This is a genomic window from Pseudomonas sp. SDO5215_S409 (assembly GCF_054071325.1).
Window position 1 is genome coordinate 17,007 of the sequence record NZ_JBSVWN010000045.1, and the last position, 19,366, is coordinate 36,372.

General features: G+C 62.8%; 20 protein-coding genes. 10 read left to right on the plus strand and 10 right to left on the minus strand.

The features are described 5' to 3' along the window. Positions 1-30: 30 nt before the first annotated feature. The 4 genes from trmD to ffh form a co-directional block, all read right to left on the minus strand. The gene (gene trmD, locus ACW9H9_RS20880; RefSeq protein WP_457345069.1) at positions 31-741 is read right to left on the minus strand and encodes a tRNA (guanosine(37)-N1)-methyltransferase TrmD; all 711 of its coding nucleotides are present in this window, start codon (positions 739-741) and stop codon (positions 31-33) included. A 43-nt stretch (positions 742-784) separates the two neighbouring features. Then, positions 785-1,321, minus strand: a complete 537-nt coding sequence (gene rimM, locus ACW9H9_RS20885; RefSeq protein WP_457345039.1) for a ribosome maturation factor RimM — start codon at positions 1,319-1,321, stop codon at positions 785-787. Between the two features lie 5 nt (positions 1,322-1,326). Beyond that, positions 1,327-1,578, minus strand: coding sequence for a 30S ribosomal protein S16 (gene rpsP / locus ACW9H9_RS20890; protein WP_007944872.1), 252 nt, complete (start codon positions 1,576-1,578; stop codon positions 1,327-1,329). Positions 1,579-1,828: 250 nt separating this feature from the next. After that, positions 1,829-3,205, minus strand: coding sequence for a signal recognition particle protein (gene ffh, locus ACW9H9_RS20895; RefSeq protein ID WP_457345040.1), 1,377 nt, complete (start codon positions 3,203-3,205; stop codon positions 1,829-1,831). A 234-nt stretch (positions 3,206-3,439) separates the two neighbouring features. Here ffh and ACW9H9_RS20900 point away from each other — a divergent pair, with 234 nt between their 5' ends. The 3 genes from ACW9H9_RS20900 (at position 3,440) to ACW9H9_RS20910 (ending at position 7,082) form a co-directional block, all read left to right on the plus strand. After that, positions 3,440-4,252, plus strand: a complete 813-nt coding sequence (locus ACW9H9_RS20900) for a cytochrome C assembly family protein (protein WP_457345041.1) — start codon at positions 3,440-3,442, stop codon at positions 4,250-4,252. A 12-nt stretch (positions 4,253-4,264) separates the two neighbouring features. Next, positions 4,265-5,497, plus strand: coding sequence for a transporter associated domain-containing protein (locus ACW9H9_RS20905; RefSeq protein ID WP_457345042.1), 1,233 nt, complete (start codon positions 4,265-4,267; stop codon positions 5,495-5,497). Positions 5,498-5,771: 274 nt separating this feature from the next. Next, positions 5,772-7,082: an MFS transporter gene (locus tag ACW9H9_RS20910; protein WP_457345043.1), complete on the plus strand. Its 1,311-nt coding sequence runs from the start codon at positions 5,772-5,774 to the stop codon at positions 7,080-7,082. Between the two features lie 77 nt (positions 7,083-7,159). Here the strand turns inward: ACW9H9_RS20910 and purT are convergent, their stop codons facing one another. The 5 genes from purT to ACW9H9_RS20935 form a co-directional block, all read right to left on the minus strand. Further along, positions 7,160-8,341, minus strand: coding sequence for a formate-dependent phosphoribosylglycinamide formyltransferase (gene purT / locus ACW9H9_RS20915; RefSeq protein WP_104504618.1), 1,182 nt, complete (start codon positions 8,339-8,341; stop codon positions 7,160-7,162). A gap of 69 nt (positions 8,342-8,410) precedes the next feature. Further along, on the minus strand, positions 8,411-8,878 hold the full coding sequence (locus ACW9H9_RS20920) for a preQ0 transporter (RefSeq protein WP_457345044.1): 468 nt from the start codon (positions 8,876-8,878) through the stop codon (positions 8,411-8,413). A 71-nt stretch (positions 8,879-8,949) separates the two neighbouring features. Continuing rightward, positions 8,950-9,165, minus strand: a complete 216-nt coding sequence (locus tag ACW9H9_RS20925; protein ID WP_457345045.1) for a DUF1289 domain-containing protein — start codon at positions 9,163-9,165, stop codon at positions 8,950-8,952. After that, positions 9,162-9,686 carry a gamma carbonic anhydrase family protein gene (locus ACW9H9_RS20930; RefSeq protein ID WP_457345046.1) on the minus strand — a complete coding sequence of 175 codons (525 nt, stop codon included), beginning with the start codon at positions 9,684-9,686 and terminating at the stop codon, positions 9,162-9,164. Before ACW9H9_RS20930 ends, ACW9H9_RS20925 begins: the two co-directional genes overlap by 4 nt. A 41-nt stretch (positions 9,687-9,727) precedes the next feature. Next, on the minus strand, positions 9,728-10,330 hold the full coding sequence (locus ACW9H9_RS20935; RefSeq protein ID WP_457345047.1) for a CoA pyrophosphatase: 603 nt from the start codon (positions 10,328-10,330) through the stop codon (positions 9,728-9,730). A 126-nt stretch (positions 10,331-10,456) separates the two neighbouring features. On the opposite strand from ACW9H9_RS20935, the gene ACW9H9_RS20940 reads away from it, so the two are divergent. The 7 genes from ACW9H9_RS20940 (at position 10,457) to nagE (ending at position 18,978) form a co-directional block, all read left to right on the plus strand. Continuing rightward, positions 10,457-11,005 (plus strand): NUDIX hydrolase, encoded by a 549-nt coding sequence (locus tag ACW9H9_RS20940; protein ID WP_457345048.1) that lies wholly within the window; start codon positions 10,457-10,459, stop codon positions 11,003-11,005. 39 nt (positions 11,006-11,044) lie between these two features. Next, complete coding sequence (locus tag ACW9H9_RS20945) at positions 11,045-11,548, plus strand: L,D-transpeptidase family protein (protein WP_457345049.1); 504 nt, start codon at positions 11,045-11,047, stop codon at positions 11,546-11,548. 263 nt (positions 11,549-11,811) lie between these two features. After that, positions 11,812-12,543: a GntR family transcriptional regulator gene (locus tag ACW9H9_RS20950; RefSeq protein WP_457345050.1), complete on the plus strand. Its 732-nt coding sequence runs from the start codon at positions 11,812-11,814 to the stop codon at positions 12,541-12,543. 51 nt (positions 12,544-12,594) lie between these two features. Then, entirely contained in the window at positions 12,595-13,701 is a 1,107-nt protein-coding gene (gene nagA / locus ACW9H9_RS20955; protein ID WP_457345051.1) for an N-acetylglucosamine-6-phosphate deacetylase, read from the plus strand. Continuing rightward, positions 13,682-14,704, plus strand: coding sequence for an SIS domain-containing protein (locus ACW9H9_RS20960; RefSeq protein ID WP_457345052.1), 1,023 nt, complete (start codon positions 13,682-13,684; stop codon positions 14,702-14,704). The genes nagA and ACW9H9_RS20960 overlap by 20 nt, the downstream gene beginning before the upstream one ends. Positions 14,705-14,740: 36 nt before the next feature. Next, positions 14,741-17,248, plus strand: a complete 2,508-nt coding sequence (gene ptsP, locus ACW9H9_RS20965) for a phosphoenolpyruvate--protein phosphotransferase (RefSeq protein WP_457345053.1) — start codon at positions 14,741-14,743, stop codon at positions 17,246-17,248. 23 nt (positions 17,249-17,271) lie between these two features. Further along, the gene (gene nagE, locus ACW9H9_RS20970) at positions 17,272-18,978 is read left to right on the plus strand and encodes an N-acetylglucosamine-specific PTS transporter subunit IIBC (RefSeq protein WP_457345054.1); all 1,707 of its coding nucleotides are present in this window, start codon (positions 17,272-17,274) and stop codon (positions 18,976-18,978) included. 72 nt (positions 18,979-19,050) lie between these two features. Here nagE and ACW9H9_RS20975 read toward each other — a convergent pair whose 3' ends face one another. After that, a complete protein-coding gene (locus tag ACW9H9_RS20975) occupies positions 19,051-19,362 on the minus strand; it encodes an NGG1p interacting factor NIF3 (protein WP_457345055.1) in 312 nt (103 codons plus the stop codon). Between the last annotated feature and the right edge of the window lie 4 nt (positions 19,363-19,366).

Below are 19,366 nucleotides of genomic sequence, written 5' to 3' on the forward strand. Positions count from 1 at the left end.
TAGGCCGCCTGGCCTACCATCGATACGTTGTTAACTATCGTCCCGCGCGAGGATGTATTCCTCGAGCAGCTTCTTCTCTTCTCCAGAAAGCGAGCGGCTTTCCAGAAGATCGGCGCGTCGTTCATAGGTCCGCCCGAGGGACTGCTGTAAACGCCAACGCCGGATGTGTGCGTGATTGCCACTTAGCAATACGTCGGGAACACGCTGATCCGCATACACCTCCGGTCGGGTGTAGTGCGGGCAATCGAGCAGACCATCCGTGAAGGAATCTTCCTCCGCGGAGTCCACATGCCCTAAAGCTCCGGGCAGCAGCCGTGTAACCGCATCTATCAGGACCATCGCCGGCAGCTCGCCGCCAGACAGGACATAGTCCCCAATCGACCACTCTTCATCGACATGAGCGTCAATAAAACGCTCGTCAATGCCTTCATAACGACCGGCAATCAGGATTAATGCTTCCTCATTCGCCAAGTCGCGCACCGCCGCTTGTTTCAGCTGACGGCCTTGAGGGGACAGGTAAATAACCTTCGCCTTCTCCCCGGCGGCTGCCTTGGCCTGAACCAACGCATCTTCCAGGGGCTTGATCTTCATCACCATGCCCGGACCACCGCCAAATGGGCGGTCATCCACCGTGTGATGTCGATCTGTCGTGTAGTCCCGCGGGTTCCAACAGGTGAGCTGCATGAGCCCCTGTTTCACCGCCCGACTGGTGATGCCGTACTCGCTGATGGCAGAAAACATCTCGGGAAACAGCGTAATGACCTCGACGCGCAAAGTAGCCACGTTAGAAGTCCGCGTCCCATTCCACCTTCATCTCGCCCGCGACCAGGTCGACAGCCAACACGCACTGCCCGGTATAGGGCAACAGGCGTTCGCGATCATCCAGGCTGCCAGCGCAAGGCTTGACCACCATTACATCATTGGCGCCGGTTTCCAGAAGATGATCGATTTTCCCGAACAGTTGCCCGTGGGTATCGATAACCTTCAGACCTTCAAGCTGGTACCAGTAGTACTCGCCGTCGGTCAGTTCAGGGAACAGGTTGCGTGGCACGCAGATCTCGGAACCGGCCAGAAGACGTGCTTCTTCGCGATCATCAAGACCCTTGAGCTTTGCGACCAGGAACTTGTCGTTCCCGCGTCCGCTGACCAGCTCAACCTGTTTCACATTGCCTTCGCGCCGCAGCGTCCAGGTTTTGTACTCCAACAGGTTTTTGATCGGATCCGTAAAGGAATACACCTTCACTTCGCCGCGAACGCCGTGAACCGAATAAATCTTGCCGATAACGATCAAATCATCAGCAACAGCTGGCGTCGCGTTCATATTGCTCAGGCCGCAGCCTTAGCAGCGTCCTTCAGCAACTGAGCAACACGCTCAGAAGGTTGTGCACCAACGCTCAGCCAGTAGGCTACGCGCTCTTGGTTCACGGACAGACGAACTTCTTGACCACGAGCAACAGGGTTGAAGAAACCAACCTGTTCCTTGTGCGAACCGTCGCGCGGGTTGCGGCTGTCGGTTACGGTCAAGTGGTAAAACGGGCGCTTTTTGGAGCCGCCAAGGGCAAGACGGATTGTTAGCATGTGAACATCGTTCCTGTAGTCGGTGCTGCAAATCTAAATGCACAGCGGGCATGGGTGCCCGAAAGGCCGCATATTCTAAGGAATATCCGGACTTTTGCAAATGCCTTTTTCCGGCACCTATCAAAGCGCCATTCAGATCTGCTATAGGGCCGTCGGTTAAAACGGCAGGTCAGCGCCCGCCAATGCGGGGTTGCTGGAGATCCCACGTCCTTGTGGGGCGGAGCGAAAGCCAGGCCTGCGCTCCAATTCTTTACATTTTCGGCATGCCGCCGCCGGGCAACATACCGCCCATGCCGCGCATCATCTTGGCCATTCCGCCTTTTGCCGAAAACTTCTTCATCATTTTCTGCATCTGCTTGTGCTGCTTGATCAAGCGACCGATGTCCTGCACCTGCGTGCCCGAACCCATGGCGATACGGCGCTTGCGCGAACCGCTGATCAGCTCGGGGTCGCGGCGCTCGGCAGGCGTCATGGAGTTGATGATGGCTTCCATCTGCTTGAACTGCTTCTCTGCCGCGCCCTGGGCGTTGCCCATTTGCGCCAGGTTCACGCCGCCCATGTTGGGCAGCTTGTCCATCAGGCCGCCGAGGCCGCCCATGTTCTTCATTTGTTGCAGTTGGTCACGGAAGTCTTCGAGGTCGAAGCCTTTGCCTTTCTTTAATTTTTTCGCGAGCTTGTCGGCCTTGTCCTTGTCGAGGGTGGCCTCGGCCTGCTCGATCAGGCTGAGCACGTCGCCCATGCCCAGGATGCGCGAGGCGATACGCTCGGGGTGGAACGGCTCGAGCGCTTCGCTCTTCTCGCCCATACCGATGAACTTGATCGGCTTGCCGGTGATCGCACGCACCGACAGTGCGGCACCGCCACGGGCATCGCCGTCGACCTTGGTCAAAATGACGCCGGTCAGCGGCAGTGCATCGCCAAACGCCTTGGCGGTGTTGGCGGCGTCCTGGCCGGTCATGGCATCGACCACGAACAGCGTCTCTACCGGGTTGATCGCGGCGTGCAGCGCCTTGATCTCGTGCATCATCTCTTCGTCGATGTGCAGGCGACCGGCGGTATCGACGATGACCACGTCGATGAACTTGAGCTTCGCTTCCTTAATAGCCGCGGTGGCGATGTCCACCGGCTTCTGGCTCAGGTCGGACGGGAAGAACGTCACGCCGATGTCATTGGCCAGGGTTTCGAGTTGCTTGATCGCCGCCGGGCGGTAAACGTCGGCCGATACCACCATCACCGACTTCTTCTTGCGCTCCTTGAGCAGGCGCGCCAGCTTGCCAGCAGTGGTGGTTTTACCCGCGCCCTGCAAGCCCGCCATCAACACGACGGCTGGCGGTACGGCGCTCAGGTTCAAGTCTTCGTTGGCCGCGCCCATCAGGCTTTCGAGTTCGGCCTGCACGATCTTCACGAACGCCTGGCCCGGGGTCAGGCTGCGGGACACTTCGGTGCCGACCGCACGCTCCTTGACCGAGTTGACGAAGTCCTTGACCACAGGCAAGGCCACGTCGGCTTCCAGCAACGCCATGCGCACTTCACGCAGGGTGTCTTTAATATTGTCCTCGGTCAGCTTGGCCTTGCCGGTGACGTGGCGCAGCGTCTGCGAGAGACGGTCAGTCAGATTTTCAAACATGCGCGATCCTTTCAGGCCCTATTCATCGAAGTGAAGTGGTAGACCGAGGTAATGGCGGCCCAGGCTTGAGTCATTCGCTATTAAAAACAGCGCTCGGCGAGCCTGCGGCGGGGGCAGGTCGCGGATTATAGCGAAGACTGTCGCCGTGCACACCCGCTGTCTGGCCTGGGAGTCTTTCGTGGAACGCAGGGGTATGCCAAACTCAGCGGCTTTCGGGCTTGCCGTACAGGACTTATGTTCGCCTTGTCACCCAGTTTGCTACCCAGCCTCGCCGCCGCCTTTTTATACGCCGCTGCGACTCTCTACCAAGGCACCCGCCTGGCCCGTTGCGCCAAGGCGGACAAACGCTTGCTGGCAGGCCTTGGCGTGGTCGCCCTGGTGGCCCATGCCGCCAGCCTGATCACGCACCTGATGACGCCGGTCGGCCTGGGCCTGGACTTTTTTACCGCCGCGAGCCTGATCGCCGCCGCCGTCATAGCCCTGACGCTGCTGGCCTGCGCCCGCATCCCGGTGGAAAACCTTCTGGTGCTGCTGTTCCCGCTCGGCCTGCTCACGGTGCTGCTGGCGCAGTTTGTGCCCACCGGCACCGTGCAGGTGATCGACGAAGAGCCGGGCATCCTTGCCCACATCCTGCTGTCGATCCTGGCCTACGGCATGTTCACCATCGCAGTGTTCCAGGCCCTGCTCCTGCTGGTGCAAGACCACCAGCTCAAGCACAAGCACCCCTCGGGGCTGATCAAGAACTTCCCGCCGCTGCAAACCATGGAAAGCCTGTTGTTCGGCTTTCTCTGGGCCGGCTGGACCTTGTTGTCGCTGTCGCTGATCTCTGGCTGGCTGTTTGTCGAAAACCTCTTCGCCCAGCACCTGGTGCACAAAACCCTGCTGTCGATCCTGGCCTGGATCGTGTTCAGCGTGTTGCTGTGGGGCCGTAACCGCCTCGGCTGGCGCGGGCACAAAGCCATCCGCTGGACCCTGGCCGGGTTCTGCCTGCTGATGCTGGCCTATTTCGGCAGCAAGCTGGTTCGCGAATACATCCTGCATATCTGACGAGCCACACACATGGACAACCTGCCCCTGGGGCCGATGTTTGCAGTAGTGGCCCTGCTGATCCTGTGGTCGGCACTGTTTACCGCCATCGAAGCCGCCCAGCAGCACCTGCTGGCCCTGCGCCCCGGCACCCGCCAGGGCGACAAGGCCGCCACCCGCCTGAAGTTCCCGCGTAACAGCCTGATCCTGTGCAACACCCTGTGCCGTGCGGTAGTGGTCATTCTGTGCACGCTTTTGGCGATCTACGCCTGGGCGCAAAACGGTCCCTGGCTCGGTTGGTTGATCGCCTGCGCCTTGCTGCTGGTGCTGGCCGATTACCTGCCTCGCGAACTGGCCACCCGCTACCCGCAAGCCATCCTGGGCTTTGGCAACACCCTGCTGGGCGTCCCGCTGAAAATCCTCTACCCGCTGGCCTGGCTGCTCAACGGCATCAGCCTGTTGCTGCTGCGCCCGTTCGCCCGCAAAACCGGGGCCGTCAAGCAAAGCGATGAACCCCAGCCCCACCAGGACGATGAACCTGAACCGCAAGCCGCCAACGAATCGGCCACGCCCGGCATTCACGCGCTGGACAACATCACCGTCAACGACATCCTGGTGACGCGTAGCGAAGTCGACGGCATCAATCTGGACGACCGCATCGAGGCCATCATCGAGCAGTTGCGCACCTCCACGCGCACCCGCCTGCCGGTCTTTCACAGCGACATCAACCAGGTCGAAGCCATCCTCAACACCCGCACCATCCGCCACTTGCTGCCGGACGCCAGCCTGACCAAGGACGCCCTGCTCGCCGCCTGCCACGAACCCTACTTCGTCCCGGAAAGCACGCCGCTGCAACTGCAGTTGCTCAACTTCCACAAACAGCAGCGCCGCCTGGGCATGGTGGTGGACGAATACGGCGAAGTGCTGGGCATCGTGACCCTGGAAGACATCCTTGAAGAAATCGTCGGTGAGTTCGAAAACGAGCACACCCTGGATAACCCGCTCATCCAGCCCCAGGTAGACGGCCGCTACGTGATCGACGGCGCCGTGTCCATCCGCGAGCTCAACAAGAGCCTGGGCTGGCACCTGCCCAGCGATGGCCCCAAGACCCTCAACGGGCTGGTGACCGAAGCGCTGGAAACCATCCCCGATTGCGCGGTGTGCCTGAAGATCGGCCGCTACCGCCTGGAAATTCTCGAAACCGAAGACAACCGCGTCAGCCAGGTATTGATCTGGCACACCAGCAGCGTCCCCGTCGCGGCGTAAATCTTCGTCAAAGTGCCCATCGGCGCAATACTCGTGCAACGCCGCGCTGGGTTGGGCAAAACGGATCCAATTTGGCGGGAAAACCCGGCATTTCCCCCCTTGCTGGATCCGTAGCCCCCTACCTATAATCGGCTCGGCTTACCCAGCCCTGCCTCATCGTGTCTGGCCGGCGGTCGCTCCCTACCTTGAGCCACCCTGCGCGCATCCCTGATCCTTGGGTGTCCGACCCCAACACAGCCCAACCCCCACGAGCCGTTCTTTCAGGGATACCGCAATGAGCACCACTTACAGCGAGACGGGCAGCGCAGCGCCCACTAACTCGACCAGCCGCGTGGCTACGGCCAGCATCATCGGCACGGCCATCGAGTTCTACGACTTCTATATCTACGCCACCGCCGCCGCGCTGGTCATCGGCCCGGTGTTCTTCCCGCAGACCGACGGCACGGCGCAGATGCTCGCCTCGTTCCTCACCTTTGGCATCGCGTTTATCGCCCGCCCACTGGGTTCGGCGTTGTTTGGCCACTTTGGCGACCGCATTGGTCGCAAGTCCACACTGGTCGCGTCCCTGCTGCTGATGGGCGTGTGCACCACGCTGATCGGTTTACTGCCAGGCTACGACAGCATTGGCGCCTGGGCACCGATCCTGTTGTGTGTGCTGCGCTTCGGCCAGGGCCTGGGCCTGGGCGGGGAATGGGGCGGCGCAGCGTTGCTGGCCACCGAGAACGCCCCCAAGGGCAAGCGCGCCTGGTTTGGCATGTTCCCGCAATTGGGCCCGTCGATCGGTTTTCTGGCGGCCAACGGGCTGTTCCTGATCCTGGCCATGAGCCTGAACGACGAACAATTTCGCAGCTGGGGCTGGCGCATCCCGTTCATCCTCAGCGCGGCGCTGGTAATGGTGGGCCTGTATGCACGCCTGAAACTGCATGAAACCCCGGTGTTCACCAATGCCGTAGCCAAAGAAGCCCCGGTGAAAGTGCCGCTGGTGGACCTGTTCAGCCAACACTGGGTGCCGGTGTTGCTGGGCGCAGCCTCGATGGTGGTGTGCTACGCGCTGTTCTATATCACCACCGCGTTCTCCCTGAGCTACGGCGTGTCCACGCTAGGCTACAGCCGTGAAACCTTCCTGGGCCTGCTGTGCTTTGCGGTGTTGTTCATGGGCCTGGCCACGCCCATCGCCGCCTGGGCCAGCGACCGTTACGGACGCAAGCCGGTGCTGATTGCCGGGGCGATCCTGACCATTCTTTCCGGCTTCACCATGGCCCCGCTGCTCACCTCCGGCTCGACCTGGGGCGTGGCCCTGTTCCTGTCACTGGAACTGTTCCTGATGGGGATCACGTTTGCCCCGATGGGCGCGATGCTGCCGGAACTGTTCCCCACCCGCGTGCGTTACACCGGTGCATCGGCTGCCTATAACCTGGGCGGCATCGTCGGCGCGTCGGCCGCGCCCTTCTTCGCGACCAAACTGGTGGCGATGGGCGGGTTGAGTTATGTGGGCGGGTACGTGTCGGCGGCAGCGGTGCTGAGCTTGATTGCCGTGCTGTGCCTGAAAGAGACGCGCGACAACGATTTGAATCGCGTCGGCTGATCGATCGCTACCGCGGGCAAGCCCGCTCCCACATTCGGCTGTATTGCCAGGTGGGAGCGGGCTTGCCCGCGATGCGTTTAAAGCTCTACAACCACCGCTTGGGAAGCACGCGTCGCCTTGGCACGGGCCGCCTCAATCGATTCATCCCGCGCCAACGCCACGCCCATGCGGCGCTGGCCGTTCACTTCGGGCTTGCCAAACAGGCGCAGCGCCGTGTCCGGCTCGCTCAAGGCCGCGCCCAGGTTGGCGAATGCCGTCTGGGTCGACTGCCCTTCCACCAGAATCACCGCCGAGGCCGAAGGCCCGAACTGGCGGATCAACGGGATCGGCAGGCCCAGGATGGCGCGGGCGTGCAGGGCAAATTGCGACAAGTCTTGCGAAATCAAGGTCACCAGGCCCGTGTCATGCGGGCGCGGCGACACTTCGCTGAACCACACCTGGTCGCCTTTGATAAACAGCTCGACGCCAAACAGACCACGGCCGCCCAGCGCCTCGGTCACCGCCTTGGCTACCCGCTCGGATTCTGCCAGCGCCACCGGGCTCATCGCCTGTGGCTGCCAGGACTCCTGATAGTCGCCCTTCTCCTGGCGATGGCCCACCGGCGCGCAGAAGGTGGTGCCGCCCACATGGCGCACGGTCAGCAGGGTAATTTCGTAATCGAAGTCGATAAAACCTTCGATGATCACCCGGCCCTTGCCCGCACGGCCGCCTTCTTGGGCGTAGTCCCAGGCTTTTTGCACGTCGTCTGCACTGCGTAGCAGGCTCTGGCCCTTGCCCGACGAACTCATCACCGGCTTGACCACACAGGGGAAACCCAGGTCCTGCACGGCTTTGCTGTAGTCCTCGAAGGTGTCGGCAAAGTGGTAGGGCGAGGTCGGCAGGTCCAGCTCTTCGGCGGCCAGGCGACGGATGCCTTCACGGTTCATGGTCAGCGAAGTGGCACGCGCGGTCGGGATCACGGTGAAGCCTTCGGCTTCCAGCTCCACCAGGGTGGCGGTGGCGATGGCTTCGATTTCCGGCACGATGAAGTGCGGCTTCTCGGCCTCGATCACCGCACGCAGGGCGGCGCCGTCGAGCATGTTGATCACGTGGCTGCGGTGTGCAACCTGCATGGCTGGCGCGTTGGCGTAGCGATCCACGGCAATCACTTCAACGCCCAGGCGTTGCAGTTCGATTACCACTTCCTTGCCGAGCTCACCGCAGCCACACAACAAAACGCGGGTCGCGGTTGGCGACAATGGAGTTCCGATTCGGGTCATCTCAGGTCCTCAGGGGAGCGGATCAGGGGGAGAAAGGCCGGCATTTTACATGAACTGTAAAGATTGGCTTCAGTTGGCGACGGCGCGTTTGCGCAGCCGCCAAGCCATGGCCAGCCACACCACCGTGACGCCGGCAAATTTGGACACCAGCGCGGTCCCCGCGATAGCGGGCGTGAGCGCACCGATCAGGCCGAAAAAGATCACCGTGTCCACCGGGATGCTCAGCGCCGAACTGATCCACAAGCGGTCATGCAGCGGGCGCTTGGTGATGGTAAACACCAGCCAGTCGATGCACTCGGACACGCCGAACGCAATCGCGCTGGCCATGGCAATGGCCGGGTCAGAGGTGATGTAAGACAGCACCAGCGCCGCGAGCATGGCGATGATCGCGCCATGACCGAAGCGGGTCTGCACCATGTCCCGCAGGATAAACACCACGCCGCCCCAGGCGGACCAGATGATGTCCAGGTGCGGCGCGTTGGAGAAGGCGAAGTTGATCAGCACGACGCTGCTGATGTAGGCAATCAGAAAATGCATGGGGCAAGGACCTGTGGATAAGGCCCACAGGGTACTTCACATTTGGAAATATGTCGTCCGACAGTGCCCGCTCAGGCGCCCGGCTTTCCGGGCGTCATCCACAACATCCCGCTGGCCTTCGCGCGCTCATGGCACAACCCCAGCACCACCCGGCGCTCGGCATTGTCCATGCGGCTCCAACGTGTAATCTCGTCCACCGTACGCTGGCAGCCGGTGCATATATCGTCATCGTCCAGCGCACAAATGCTCACACAGGGCGAGCGCACTGGCTGTTCGGGCTGAGTCATTCGTCTTGCTCAACCAGGTCACGCGCATAGCGCTGGGCGTTCTGCACATAGTGCGCCGCACTGGCCTCGAGCATTTTTTTCTGCGCTTCGGTCAATTCGCGCACCACCTTGCCCGGCGAGCCCATCACCAGCGAACCGTCGGGAATGTCTTTGCCCTCGCCGATCAGCGAGTTGGCGCCAATGATGCAGTTTTTGCCGATCTTCGCGCCGTTGAGAATCACCGCATTAATGCCGATCAGGCTGTAATCGCCCACGGTACAGCCGTGCAGCATGGCGTTATGGCCGATGGTGACGCCGGTGCCGAGGGTCAGCGGGTAGCCCATGTCGGTGTGCATCACGGTGCCATCCTGCACATTGCTGTTCTTGCCGATCAGGATCAGTTCGTTGTCGCCGCGCAGCACCGCGTTGAACCACACGTTGGCGCCCTCCTCCAGCTTGACCTTGCCCACCAGGGTGGCATTGGGCGCCACCCAACTGTTGGGATGGGTGTCGACGCGGGCATCGCCCAGGCGGTATTTCATCGATGGTTCCTCACGGTGTTGAACAGTGGCCGGTCCGGCTCTTAGAGATTGATGAAGCTTTTGGGCGGTTGGTGCAGGCTGATGCGGGCGTCGTCATAGAGCAGGTTGATCAGCTCGACGATCATGATTGCCGTAAGCCCCCAGATTTTGTACTCGCCAAAGCGGTAGCTGGGCACGTACCAACTGCGGCCCTGGTAGTCGATACGGTGCGTGTGCTCACGCGGGTCCTGGCGGAAAAACTCCAACGGCACGCTGAAGACGGCAGCAATCTCGGCGTCGTTGGCCAGGTATTCCACGTAATCGGGAATCACGCCCACATAAGGCGTGACGCGAATGCCGTGCAGGGAAATCAACGGGCTCAGCGGGCCGATCACTTCGACCAGCCCCGGCGGCAAGCCGATTTCTTCTTCGGCTTCGCGCAGGGCGGTAAACACCAGGTCGGGGTCTTCAGGGTCGCGGCGACCGCCGGGAAACGCCACTTCGCCGCCATGGGTCGACAGCCCGCTGGCGCGCAGGGTCAGGATCAGCTCGGGTTCGTCACTGCGGGTGATTGGCACCAACACAGCGGCTTCCGGGAAACGCCCGTCAGTTTCCAGCGTGTGTGGCGTATGATTGCTTACCCGGCGAAGTAGCTCGTCCAGCATGAGTCATCTCGGTCTGTTGGCTACCCCGCATCATGCACCAAAGCGTGCGGGCGCCCAACCCCAAAGACAACTTGCGGGCACACCGGCCGCCACGCCAAGATACGCACAGTCCCCAGGAACCCCCGTATGAATTTCTGCAGCCAGTGCGGTAAACCGGTCACCCAACGTATTCCCGATGGCGATTCACGCCTGCGGTTTGTCTGCGACCACTGTCAGACCATTCACTATCAAAACCCCAATATCGTCGCCGGCACCGTGCCGGTCTGGGGCGACAAAGTGTTGCTGTGCCGCCGCGCCATCGAGCCCCGCCTGGGTTACTGGACCCTGCCCGCAGGCTTCATGGAAAACGGCGAAACCGTGGAACAGGCCGCCCTGCGCGAAACCCTCGAAGAGGCCTGCGCCCGGGTACGCAACCTCAACCTCTATACGCTGATCGATGTGCCGCACATCAGCCAGGTGCACGTGTTCTATCGCGCCGAGCTCATTGACCTGGACTTCGCCGCAGGCCCTGAAAGCCTCGAAGTGAAGCTCTTTGATGAAGCGGACATCCCTTGGTCCGAGCTGGCTTTTCGCACGGTCGGGCGTACCTTAGAATGCTTTTTCGCTGACCGTCGGCAACAGGTGTTCCCGGTGCGCAGCGAGCCCGTGCCGCCGCTGGTCCAAAAGGCCCAATAACACCCAGCGGCATGCCGTCTTCCAGGGGAAACCGTTTTAATGCGTTGGTTGCTTGCTCTGATCTGCCTGTCGTTCGTCACGCTCTCGCCCGCCTCCACCCAGACCATCCTGGGCGGCAAGCCGGTGGAGAAAATCCTGGTCCTCAAGTCTGCTCGCCAGTTGCAACTGATCAGTGACGGCAAGACATTCAAGACCTACCGCATTTCCCTGGGCCGCAAACCCAAGGGCACCAAGATTGAAGAAGGCGACAAGAAAACCCCCGAAGGTTTCTATTGGATCGACTGGCGCAAGCCCAGCGAGCGCTTCAACCTGTCCATGCACATTTCCTACCCCAACATCAGCGACGCGGCCCGTGCCCGCCGCGAAGGCGTGAAACCGGGCGGCATGATCATGATCCACGGCACGCCGGATGCGCCGGATTATCCCGAGCAGTGGTTCCACACCCTGGACTGGACCGACGGTTGCATTGGCATGCGCAACGTCGACATGCGTGAAGTCTGGAATCTGGTCAAAGACGGCACGATGATCGAGATTCGTCCGTAATTTCGCCCCACCCGAAAAATAATTCGAAAAACTTTCCGCTCCCAATCCGCCCCCGCCGGTGAATACCAGTTCACCCCGGAGCAGCGCAGCCCTGCGCGCATAAAAAGACCTCTCTAATACCACTTGTCACGCAGTAGGCTAATAGCCCCCTGAAACGTGGCGACCGGCTGTTTTGGCCGCGTTGACATGGTATTTAAGTGGTATTACGTTGCGCCCACTACCGGGCGAAAACACTCCAACAACCGCATCGGAAACCCTTACAGATGAACCCCATCCTGGCCTTGCGCCCCGACGCCAAACAATCCACGCCGCTGTACCTGCAATTGGCCCGCAACCTGGAAGCGGCGATTCATGCCGGCCGCTGGAAATCCGAACAGGCGCTGCCGTCCGAACGCGTCCTGAGCGAGCAGTTGAACCTGTCCCGCGTCACGGCACGCAAGGCGCTGGAAGTGTTGCTCGCCCAAGGCTTGATCCGCCGCAGCCAGGGCTCGGGGACCTTTATCACGCCGCGCCTGGAGCAACCGCTGTCGCGGCTGTCGGGCTTCAGCGAGATGCTGCGGCTCAAGGGGTTTGTCCCAAGCTCTCAATGGTTGGAGCGGGAAATCACCGCGCCGACCTATGAAGAACTGATCCGCCTGGGCCTGTCGCCCACCGACAAAGTCGCGCGGTTAAAGCGCCTGCGCAAAGCCGACGACACGGTGATGGCCATTGAAATGACCACTATGCCCGCCTCGGTACTGCCGCAACCGCAAGCCGTGGGCAGTTCGCTGTACGAATACCTGGAAGGCATCGGCAAGCCGATTGTCCGCGCCTTGCAGCACATTCAAGCCATCAATGCGTCGGACGAGTTCGCCGCGCTCGTAGGCATTGCTCCCAGCACCGCCATGCTGCTGATGTCCCGGGTCGGCTATACCGCCGACAAGACCCCCATCGAAATCACCGACACCTATTGCCGCAACGATTACTACGACTTCGTCGCAGAGCTTCTGCGCTAGAACGCTGCCACGAGATGACTTGCGCCGCCCCGGCGGCTTTAGAGAACTGCCATGTCCGAAGACAACATCCTTACGCCCCAAGGCTGGATTCGCGGCCGACTGGTGCACCAGCACGGCAAGGTCACTGCCATTGAAGGCACCCCGTGCAACCCGGCCGACAACGATCTGCCTTACCTGCTGCCCGGTTTTATCGACTTGCATGTGCACGGCGGCGGCGGCAAGGACATCATGGAAGGCACTGCGGCCTTCGACACCATCACCCGCACCCACGTGCGCTTCGGCACCACGTCCCTGCTGGCCACCACCATGACGGCGCCGGTCGCGGAGATTTCCCGGGTACTGGAACAACTCGGGCATTTTTGCGAGCACCGTCCTACAGGCACTGCCCGCGTATTGGGTGTGCACCTGGAAGGCCCCTACATCAACCCCGGAAAACTCGGCGCCCAGCCGAACTTTGCCCACACCGCGTTGATGGCCGAAGTCGAAGCCTATTTGCGCCTGGCGCCGATCCGGGTGATCACCATTGCCCCGGAAATCGCCGGGCACGACGCCCTGATCCGCACCTTGAGCGAACGCGGCGTGCGCATGCAAATCGGCCACACCCTGGGCAGTTACGAAGAAGGCGTGGCGGCGCTGGCCGCCGGGGCCACCAGTTTTACCCATTTGTACAACGCCATGAGCCCGCTGCATCACCGTGAGCCGGGCATTGTCGGCGCGGCGCTGGCCCATGCCACGTACGCCGAGCTGATTCCAGACTTGCTGCACGTGCACCCCGGCGCCATGCGCGTCGCGCTGCGCTCGATCCCGTGCCTGTATTGCGTCACCGACTCCACGGCCGCTGCCGGCATGCCCGACGGCGAATACAAGCTGGGCAGCCACACCGTCACCAAATGCCTGGGCGGTGTGCGCCTGGCCGACGGCACCCTGGCCGGTAGCACCCTGACCATGGACCAGGCGCTGCGCAACCTGGTGAAAATCGGCCTGCCGGTCAGTGAAGCCTCACAACGCCTGTCGCAATTTCCTGCGGACTACCTGGGCCTGGAAGAACGCGGTCGCCTGCAACCCGGCAGCTTTGCCGACTGCGTGCGCCTGGACCGCTCTCTGAACCTCACCGACGTAATGGTCGAAGGAGAAACCATTGACTTCAAAAATGCTTGAAGAGGCCCTGGCCTCTTCCACCGCCGTCGAGGCTCAACTGCAACGCCTGGAGCCGCTGCTGGCAGACGTCGCCGGGCGCCTGCGCCGCCAGCCGCCGCAAGTGGCAATGACCATTGCCCGCGGCAGCTCGGACCACGCCGCCAGCTATTTCGCCTACCTGACCATGCAGTACCTGGGCATCCCGGTGGCGTCGTTGCCGATGTCGGTGGTGACCCTGCTGCAATCGCCGCTCAAGGTCAGCGGCCAGGCCGCCTTTGGGTTCTCCCAGTCGGGGCAGAGCCCGGACCTGGTCAACAGCCTGCGCCTGCTGCGCAAGCGCGGGGCCTTGAGCATCTCGATGGTCAATGCCGAAGAGTCACCGCTTGAGGCCGCGTGTGAATTCCACGTGCCACTGTGCGCCGGGCCGGAAAACAGCGTGGCCGCCACCAAAAGCTTTATTGCCACCCTGAGCGCCAGCGCCCAGTTGATCGGCCACTGGAACCAGGATGCCGAACTCCTGCAAGCCTGTCAGGCATTGCCTCAAGGCCTGCGTGATGCGGCGAAGCAGGATTGGAGCCACGCCATCCAGGCCCTGCGCGACTGCCAGCGCCTGATGGTGATTGGCCGGGGCGCCGGGTTTGCCATCGCCCAGGAAGCCGCGCTCAAGCTCAAGGAAACCTCGGCGATCCAGGCCGAAGCCTTCAGCAGCGCCGAGGTGCGCCACGGGCCCATGGCCCTGATCGACGAACACTACCCGCTGCTGGTGTTCGCCCCACGCGGCGCCGAGCAGGCCGGCCTGCTGAGCCTGGCCGCCGACATGCGCCAGCGCGGCGCAAACGTGCTGCTGGCCGCACCGGATGACATCGCCGAACGCAACCTGACCTTGAGCCGCGCCGAACACCCGGCCCTCGACCCGATCCTGGCCATCCAGAGCTTTTATGTCATGGCCGCAGGCCTGGCCGAAGCCCGGGGCATGAACCCGGACCAGCCCCGCCACTTGAGCAAAGTGACCCGCACTCACTGAGTCGATTGCCGCGTTTTTCTGATGAGTACCGTGCCCATGTCCTACAACAATAACGAACTGACCCTCAGCGCCCCCCTGACCGGACCGGTGCTGGCCTTGGGCAATGTTCCCGACGACGTGTTCGCCAGTGGCGCCATGGGCGACGGCATTGCCATCGACCCGCTCAACGACTGCCTGCACGCGCCGTGCGACGGCGTGGTCATCCACGTCGCCCGCACCGGGCATGCGGTGACCGTGCGCGCCGACAACGGTGCCGAATTGTTGATGCACATCGGCATCGACACGGTGGAACTGAACGGCGAGGGGTTTGCCCTGCTGGTAAAGGACGGCGCCCGGGTGACGCAGGGCCAGCCGCTGATACGCTTTGACCTGGACCGCGTTGCGCGCCAATGCAAAAGCCTGGTGAGCCTGATCATCCTGACCAACGGCGAGCGCTTTAGCCTGCGCCCGCAGGCCTTAGACACGGTCAAGGTGGGCGAGCCGTTATTGCACCTCGTCAGCCGATCGGCGCCGCCGGTCGATGCCACCCGCGACGTGGCGACCCAAGCCAGCGCACGGGTTCGCGTGACGCACCGGGGCGGCCTGCACGCCCGCCCTGCGGCCCTGGTGCGCAAGGCCGCGCAAGGTTTCACCAGCCAGTCGCAGCTGGATTTCGCCGGGAAGTCGGCACCCTGCGCCAGCCTGATCGGCCTGATGGGGCTGGGCATCGGTGAGCAGGACGAAGTGCAAGTGACGGCTCGCGGTGAGGATTGCGACGCGGCGCTGCAAGCGGTGGTCGCCGCACTGACCACGGCCATTCATGAAGAGGTTCACACCCCGGCCGCCGCGCCGGTGCAACGTGCGCCCGCCGAAGCCGGTGTGTTGCAAGGCGTGTGCGCAGCGCCGGGGCTGGCGTGCGGGCCGCTGGTTCGCCTCACGGGCATCGAATTGCCAGCCGACCCGGGCAACCATGCGCCCGACGAACAACTGCAAAAACTCGACAGCGCCCTGGAACACGTGCGCGCCGAAATCCACCACACCCTTGAGCAGGCCCGTCGGCGCAAGGCCGTGGAGGAAGAAGACATCTTCGCCGCCCACCTCGCCTTGCTCGAAGACCCGGCGCTGCTGGAAGCCGCCAACGCCGCCATCGACCGAGGCTGCGCGGCCACCCATGCCTGGCGCGATGCCATCCAGGCCCAATGCGCGGTGCTGCTGGGCCTGGGCAAACCGTTGTTTGCCGAACGCGCCAATGACCTGCGGGACTTGCAACAACGTGTACTGCGGGCCCTGTTGGGTCAGGACTGGCAGTTTGAATTGCCCGCCGGTGCCATCGTCGTCGCCCATGAACTGACGCCCTCGGACCTGCTGCAACTGAGCCAGAAACAGGCCGCGGGCCTCTGCATGGCCGAAGGCGGCGCCACCTCCCACGTGGCGATTCTGGCGCGGGGCAAAGGGCTGCCGTGCGTGGTTGCCCTGGGCCCGGAAGTGCTCAATGTCCCGCAAGGTCAGCGCGTGGTGCTGGACGCGGTCAACGGCCGGCTGGAGCTGGCGCCCGATGACGCCCGCCACGCCGAAGTCCACCGCCTGCGCGATGCGCAAAAACTGCGCCGCGAACACCAACAAGCCCTGGCTCACGTGAGTGCCAATACCCGCGACGGCGTGCGGGTGGAGGTGGCGGCCAACGTGGCGTCCAGTGCCGAGGCCGCGCTGGCGTTTGAGAACGGCGCCGACGGGGTCGGCCTGCTGCGCACCGAATTTTTGTTTGTCGACCGCCAGACCGCGCCCGATGAGCAGGAACAGCGCCAGGCGTACCAGGCGGTATTAGATGCGATGGGCGACAAGTCCGTGATCATTCGCACCATCGACGTGGGCGGCGACAAGCAACTCGACTACCTGCCGCTGCCGGTCGAGGCCAACCCAGTGCTGGGCCTGCGCGGCATCCGCCTGGCCACGGCGCGCCCGGAATTGCTCGACCAGCAATTGCGCGCCCTGCTGCAAGTCAGCCCGCTGGCGCGTTGCCGCATTCTGTTGCCGATGGTCAGCGAAGTGGACGAGCTGCTGCACATCCGCCAGCGCCTCGACGCCCTGTGCAGCGAGCTTGAACTGACGCAGCGCCCCGAGCTGGGCGTGATGATCGAAGTGCCCGCCGCCGCACTGATGGCCGAGCAGTTGGCCGAGCACGCGGACTTTTTGTCCATCGGCACCAACGACTTGTCCCAGTACACCCTGGCCATGGACCGCGACCACGCGGGCCTTGCCGCCCGAGTGGATGCGCTGCACCCGGCGCTGCTGAGGCTGATCGCACAGACCTGCGCCGGGGCGGCCCGTCACGGGCGCTGGGTGGGTGTGTGCGGCGCCCTCGCCTCAGACCCACTGGCAACACCGGTGCTGGTGGGGCTGGGGGTCAGCGAGCTGTCGGTGAGCCCGCCGCAAATCGGAGAGATCAAGGACCGCGTGCGCCACCTGGACGCCGCGCATTGCCGCCAAATCGCCCAGTCATTGCTCAACCAGAGCAGCGCCCGGGCGGTACGCCAAGCCTGTCAACACCACTGGCCGTTGAGCTGATAACAACAAAAAGGAGACACGCCATGTACCAATATTTCATCGAAGGGCTGCAACGCCTGGGCCGTGCGTTGATGCTGCCGATCGCGATCCTGCCGATCGCCGGCCTCCTGCTGCGCCTGGGTGATACCGACCTGTTGAACATCGCGGTGATGCACGACGCGGGGCAGGCGATCTTCGCCAACCTGGCGCTGATCTTCGCCATCGGCATTGCCGTGGGGTTTGCCCGCGACAACAACGGCACGGCGGGCCTTGCCGGGGCCATCGGTTACCTGGTGATGATCTCGACGCTCAAGGTGATGGACTCGACTATCAACATGGGCATGCTCGCCGGGATCGCCAGCGGCCTGATGGCCGGGGCGCTGTATAACCGCTTCAAGGACATCAAGCTGCCCGAATACCTGGCGTTTTTTGGCGGGCGACGGTTCGTGCCGATTGTGACCGGCTTTTCGGCAGTGGGGCTGGGGGTGGTCTTCGGGCTGATCTGGCCGCCGATCCAGCACGGCATCAACAGCTTCGGCGTGCTGCTGATGGAAAGCGGCAGCCTGGGCGCGTTCGTGTTTGGCGTGTTCAACCGCCTGCTGATCGTCACCGGCCTGCACCACATCCTCAACAACATGGCGTGGTTCGTGTTCGGCAGCTTCACCGACCCGGCCACCGGCGCGGTGGTGACGGGCGACCTGACCCGCTACTTTGCTGGCGACCCCAAGGGCGGGCAGTTCATGACTGGCATGTTCCCGATGATGCTGTTCGGCCTGCCGGCTGCGTGCCTGGCGATGTACCGCAATGCCCTGCCCGAGCGACGCAAGGTGATGGGCGGGATTTTCCTGTCGATGGCCCTGACCTCGTTCCTGACCGGCGTGACCGAGCCGATCGAGTTTGCGTTCATGTTTCTCGCGCCGCTCCTGTATTTGGTCCATGCGCTGCTCACCGGGCTGTCGATGGCAGTGACCAACCTGCTGAATATTCACCTGGGGTTTACCTTCTCCGGCGGGTTTATCGACATGGTGCTGGGCTGGGGCAAGTCCACCAATGGCTGGCTGGTGTTCCCGGTGGGCCTGGTGTACGCGACGATTTACTACAGCGTGTTCAACTATTGCATCCGCCGTTTCAACCTCAAGACGCCCGGGCGTGAAGACATTCAGGTCGCCAAGGCCGAGGCCATGAACGAGAACCAGCGCGCCGCGGCGTACATCCGTGCGCTGGGCGGTGCTGCGAACTTGCTGAGCGTGGGCGCTTGCACCACGCGCCTGCGCCTGGACATGGTCGACCGCAACAAGGCCGTGGATGCAGACCTCAAGGCACTTGGCGCCATGGCCGTGGTACGGCCGGGCAATGGCGGGAGCTTGCAGGTGGTGGTGGGGCCGATGGCAGACAGCATCGCCGATGAGATCCGGCTAGCCATGCCAACGTTTGTAGGCACCGCTACCGTAGCGCCAGCGCCTGTGGATAAAGCGGTGACGGTCAACCTGCAAGCCGCCGAACAATGGCTGGACGCCCTGGGTGGCCGGGGCAATGTCAAGCAACTGCACACCGTGGCCATGAGCCGGTTACGGGTGGAGCTGGGGGATGAGTCGAAGGTGTCCCACGCGCAACTGACGACGCTGGGTTGCCAGGGGGTGAGCCAGCTGGAAAGCGGGGTCTGGCATGTGTTGGTGGGCGAAAACGCGTCGGGGTTGGGTGAGGCGTTGGAGCGGTTGGTCAGTGGTGCTCAGGTGGGCGTTAAAGCCTAAGGCCCGTATCGGCAACAAAAAACCCGCTGGCCCAACAGGCCCAGCGGGTTTCTTGTTTTTGCCGCCAGCGAATCAGAAGTCCGCCAACGGCCATACCTCATACGCCGGTGTCTCGTACGGATGGCTGAGTTTCAACGCGGCCACCACGGCCTCGATCAGCGCATCCGCCACCACCAGCTCGACTTTCCATTCGTCCACCGTTTCAACCTGGCCCACTTGCCCGATAAAAGGCTGGCTGCCTTGCATCGCGCGAAATTGGCCCCGGCCCAGCACTTGCCAGGCGCAGCTGTCGTAGTGGCCGATGCGCCCGCCGCCCGCTGCGAAGACGGCGCTTTTCACCGCCTCCACGTGGCTGTCGGGCACAAAAAAGCAGAGCTTGTACACCGCC

Coding starts and splice junctions, on each gene's coding strand:
- ACW9H9_RS20940 (WP_457345048.1), top strand. CDS start 10,457: ATGAATTTCTGCAGCCAGTGCGGTAAACCGGTCACCCAACGTATTCCC.
- ACW9H9_RS20930 (WP_457345046.1), bottom strand. CDS start 9,686: ATGAAATACCGCCTGGGCGATGCCCGCGTCGACACCCATCCCAACAGT.
- ffh (WP_457345040.1), bottom strand. CDS start 3,205: ATGTTTGAAAATCTGACTGACCGTCTCTCGCAGACGCTGCGCCACGTC.
- purT (WP_104504618.1), bottom strand. CDS start 8,341: ATGACCCGAATCGGAACTCCATTGTCGCCAACCGCGACCCGCGTTTTG.
- ACW9H9_RS20900 (WP_457345041.1), top strand. CDS start 3,440: ATGTTCGCCTTGTCACCCAGTTTGCTACCCAGCCTCGCCGCCGCCTTT.
- ACW9H9_RS20910 (WP_457345043.1), top strand. CDS start 5,772: ATGAGCACCACTTACAGCGAGACGGGCAGCGCAGCGCCCACTAACTCG.
- ACW9H9_RS20920 (WP_457345044.1), bottom strand. CDS start 8,878: ATGCATTTTCTGATTGCCTACATCAGCAGCGTCGTGCTGATCAACTTC.
- rpsP (WP_007944872.1), bottom strand. CDS start 1,578: ATGCTAACAATCCGTCTTGCCCTTGGCGGCTCCAAAAAGCGCCCGTTT.
- nagE (WP_457345054.1), top strand. CDS start 17,272: ATGTACCAATATTTCATCGAAGGGCTGCAACGCCTGGGCCGTGCGTTG.
- ACW9H9_RS20925 (WP_457345045.1), bottom strand. CDS start 9,165: ATGACTCAGCCCGAACAGCCAGTGCGCTCGCCCTGTGTGAGCATTTGT.
- trmD (WP_457345069.1), bottom strand. CDS start 741: ATGTTTTCTGCCATCAGCGAGTACGGCATCACCAGTCGGGCGGTGAAA.
- ptsP (WP_457345053.1), top strand. CDS start 14,741: ATGTCCTACAACAATAACGAACTGACCCTCAGCGCCCCCCTGACCGGA.
- rimM (WP_457345039.1), bottom strand. CDS start 1,321: ATGAACGCGACGCCAGCTGTTGCTGATGATTTGATCGTTATCGGCAAG.
- ACW9H9_RS20935 (WP_457345047.1), bottom strand. CDS start 10,330: ATGCTGGACGAGCTACTTCGCCGGGTAAGCAATCATACGCCACACACG.
- ACW9H9_RS20905 (WP_457345042.1), top strand. CDS start 4,265: ATGGACAACCTGCCCCTGGGGCCGATGTTTGCAGTAGTGGCCCTGCTG.
- ACW9H9_RS20950 (WP_457345050.1), top strand. CDS start 11,812: ATGAACCCCATCCTGGCCTTGCGCCCCGACGCCAAACAATCCACGCCG.
- ACW9H9_RS20945 (WP_457345049.1), top strand. CDS start 11,045: ATGCGTTGGTTGCTTGCTCTGATCTGCCTGTCGTTCGTCACGCTCTCG.
- nagA (WP_457345051.1), top strand. CDS start 12,595: ATGTCCGAAGACAACATCCTTACGCCCCAAGGCTGGATTCGCGGCCGA.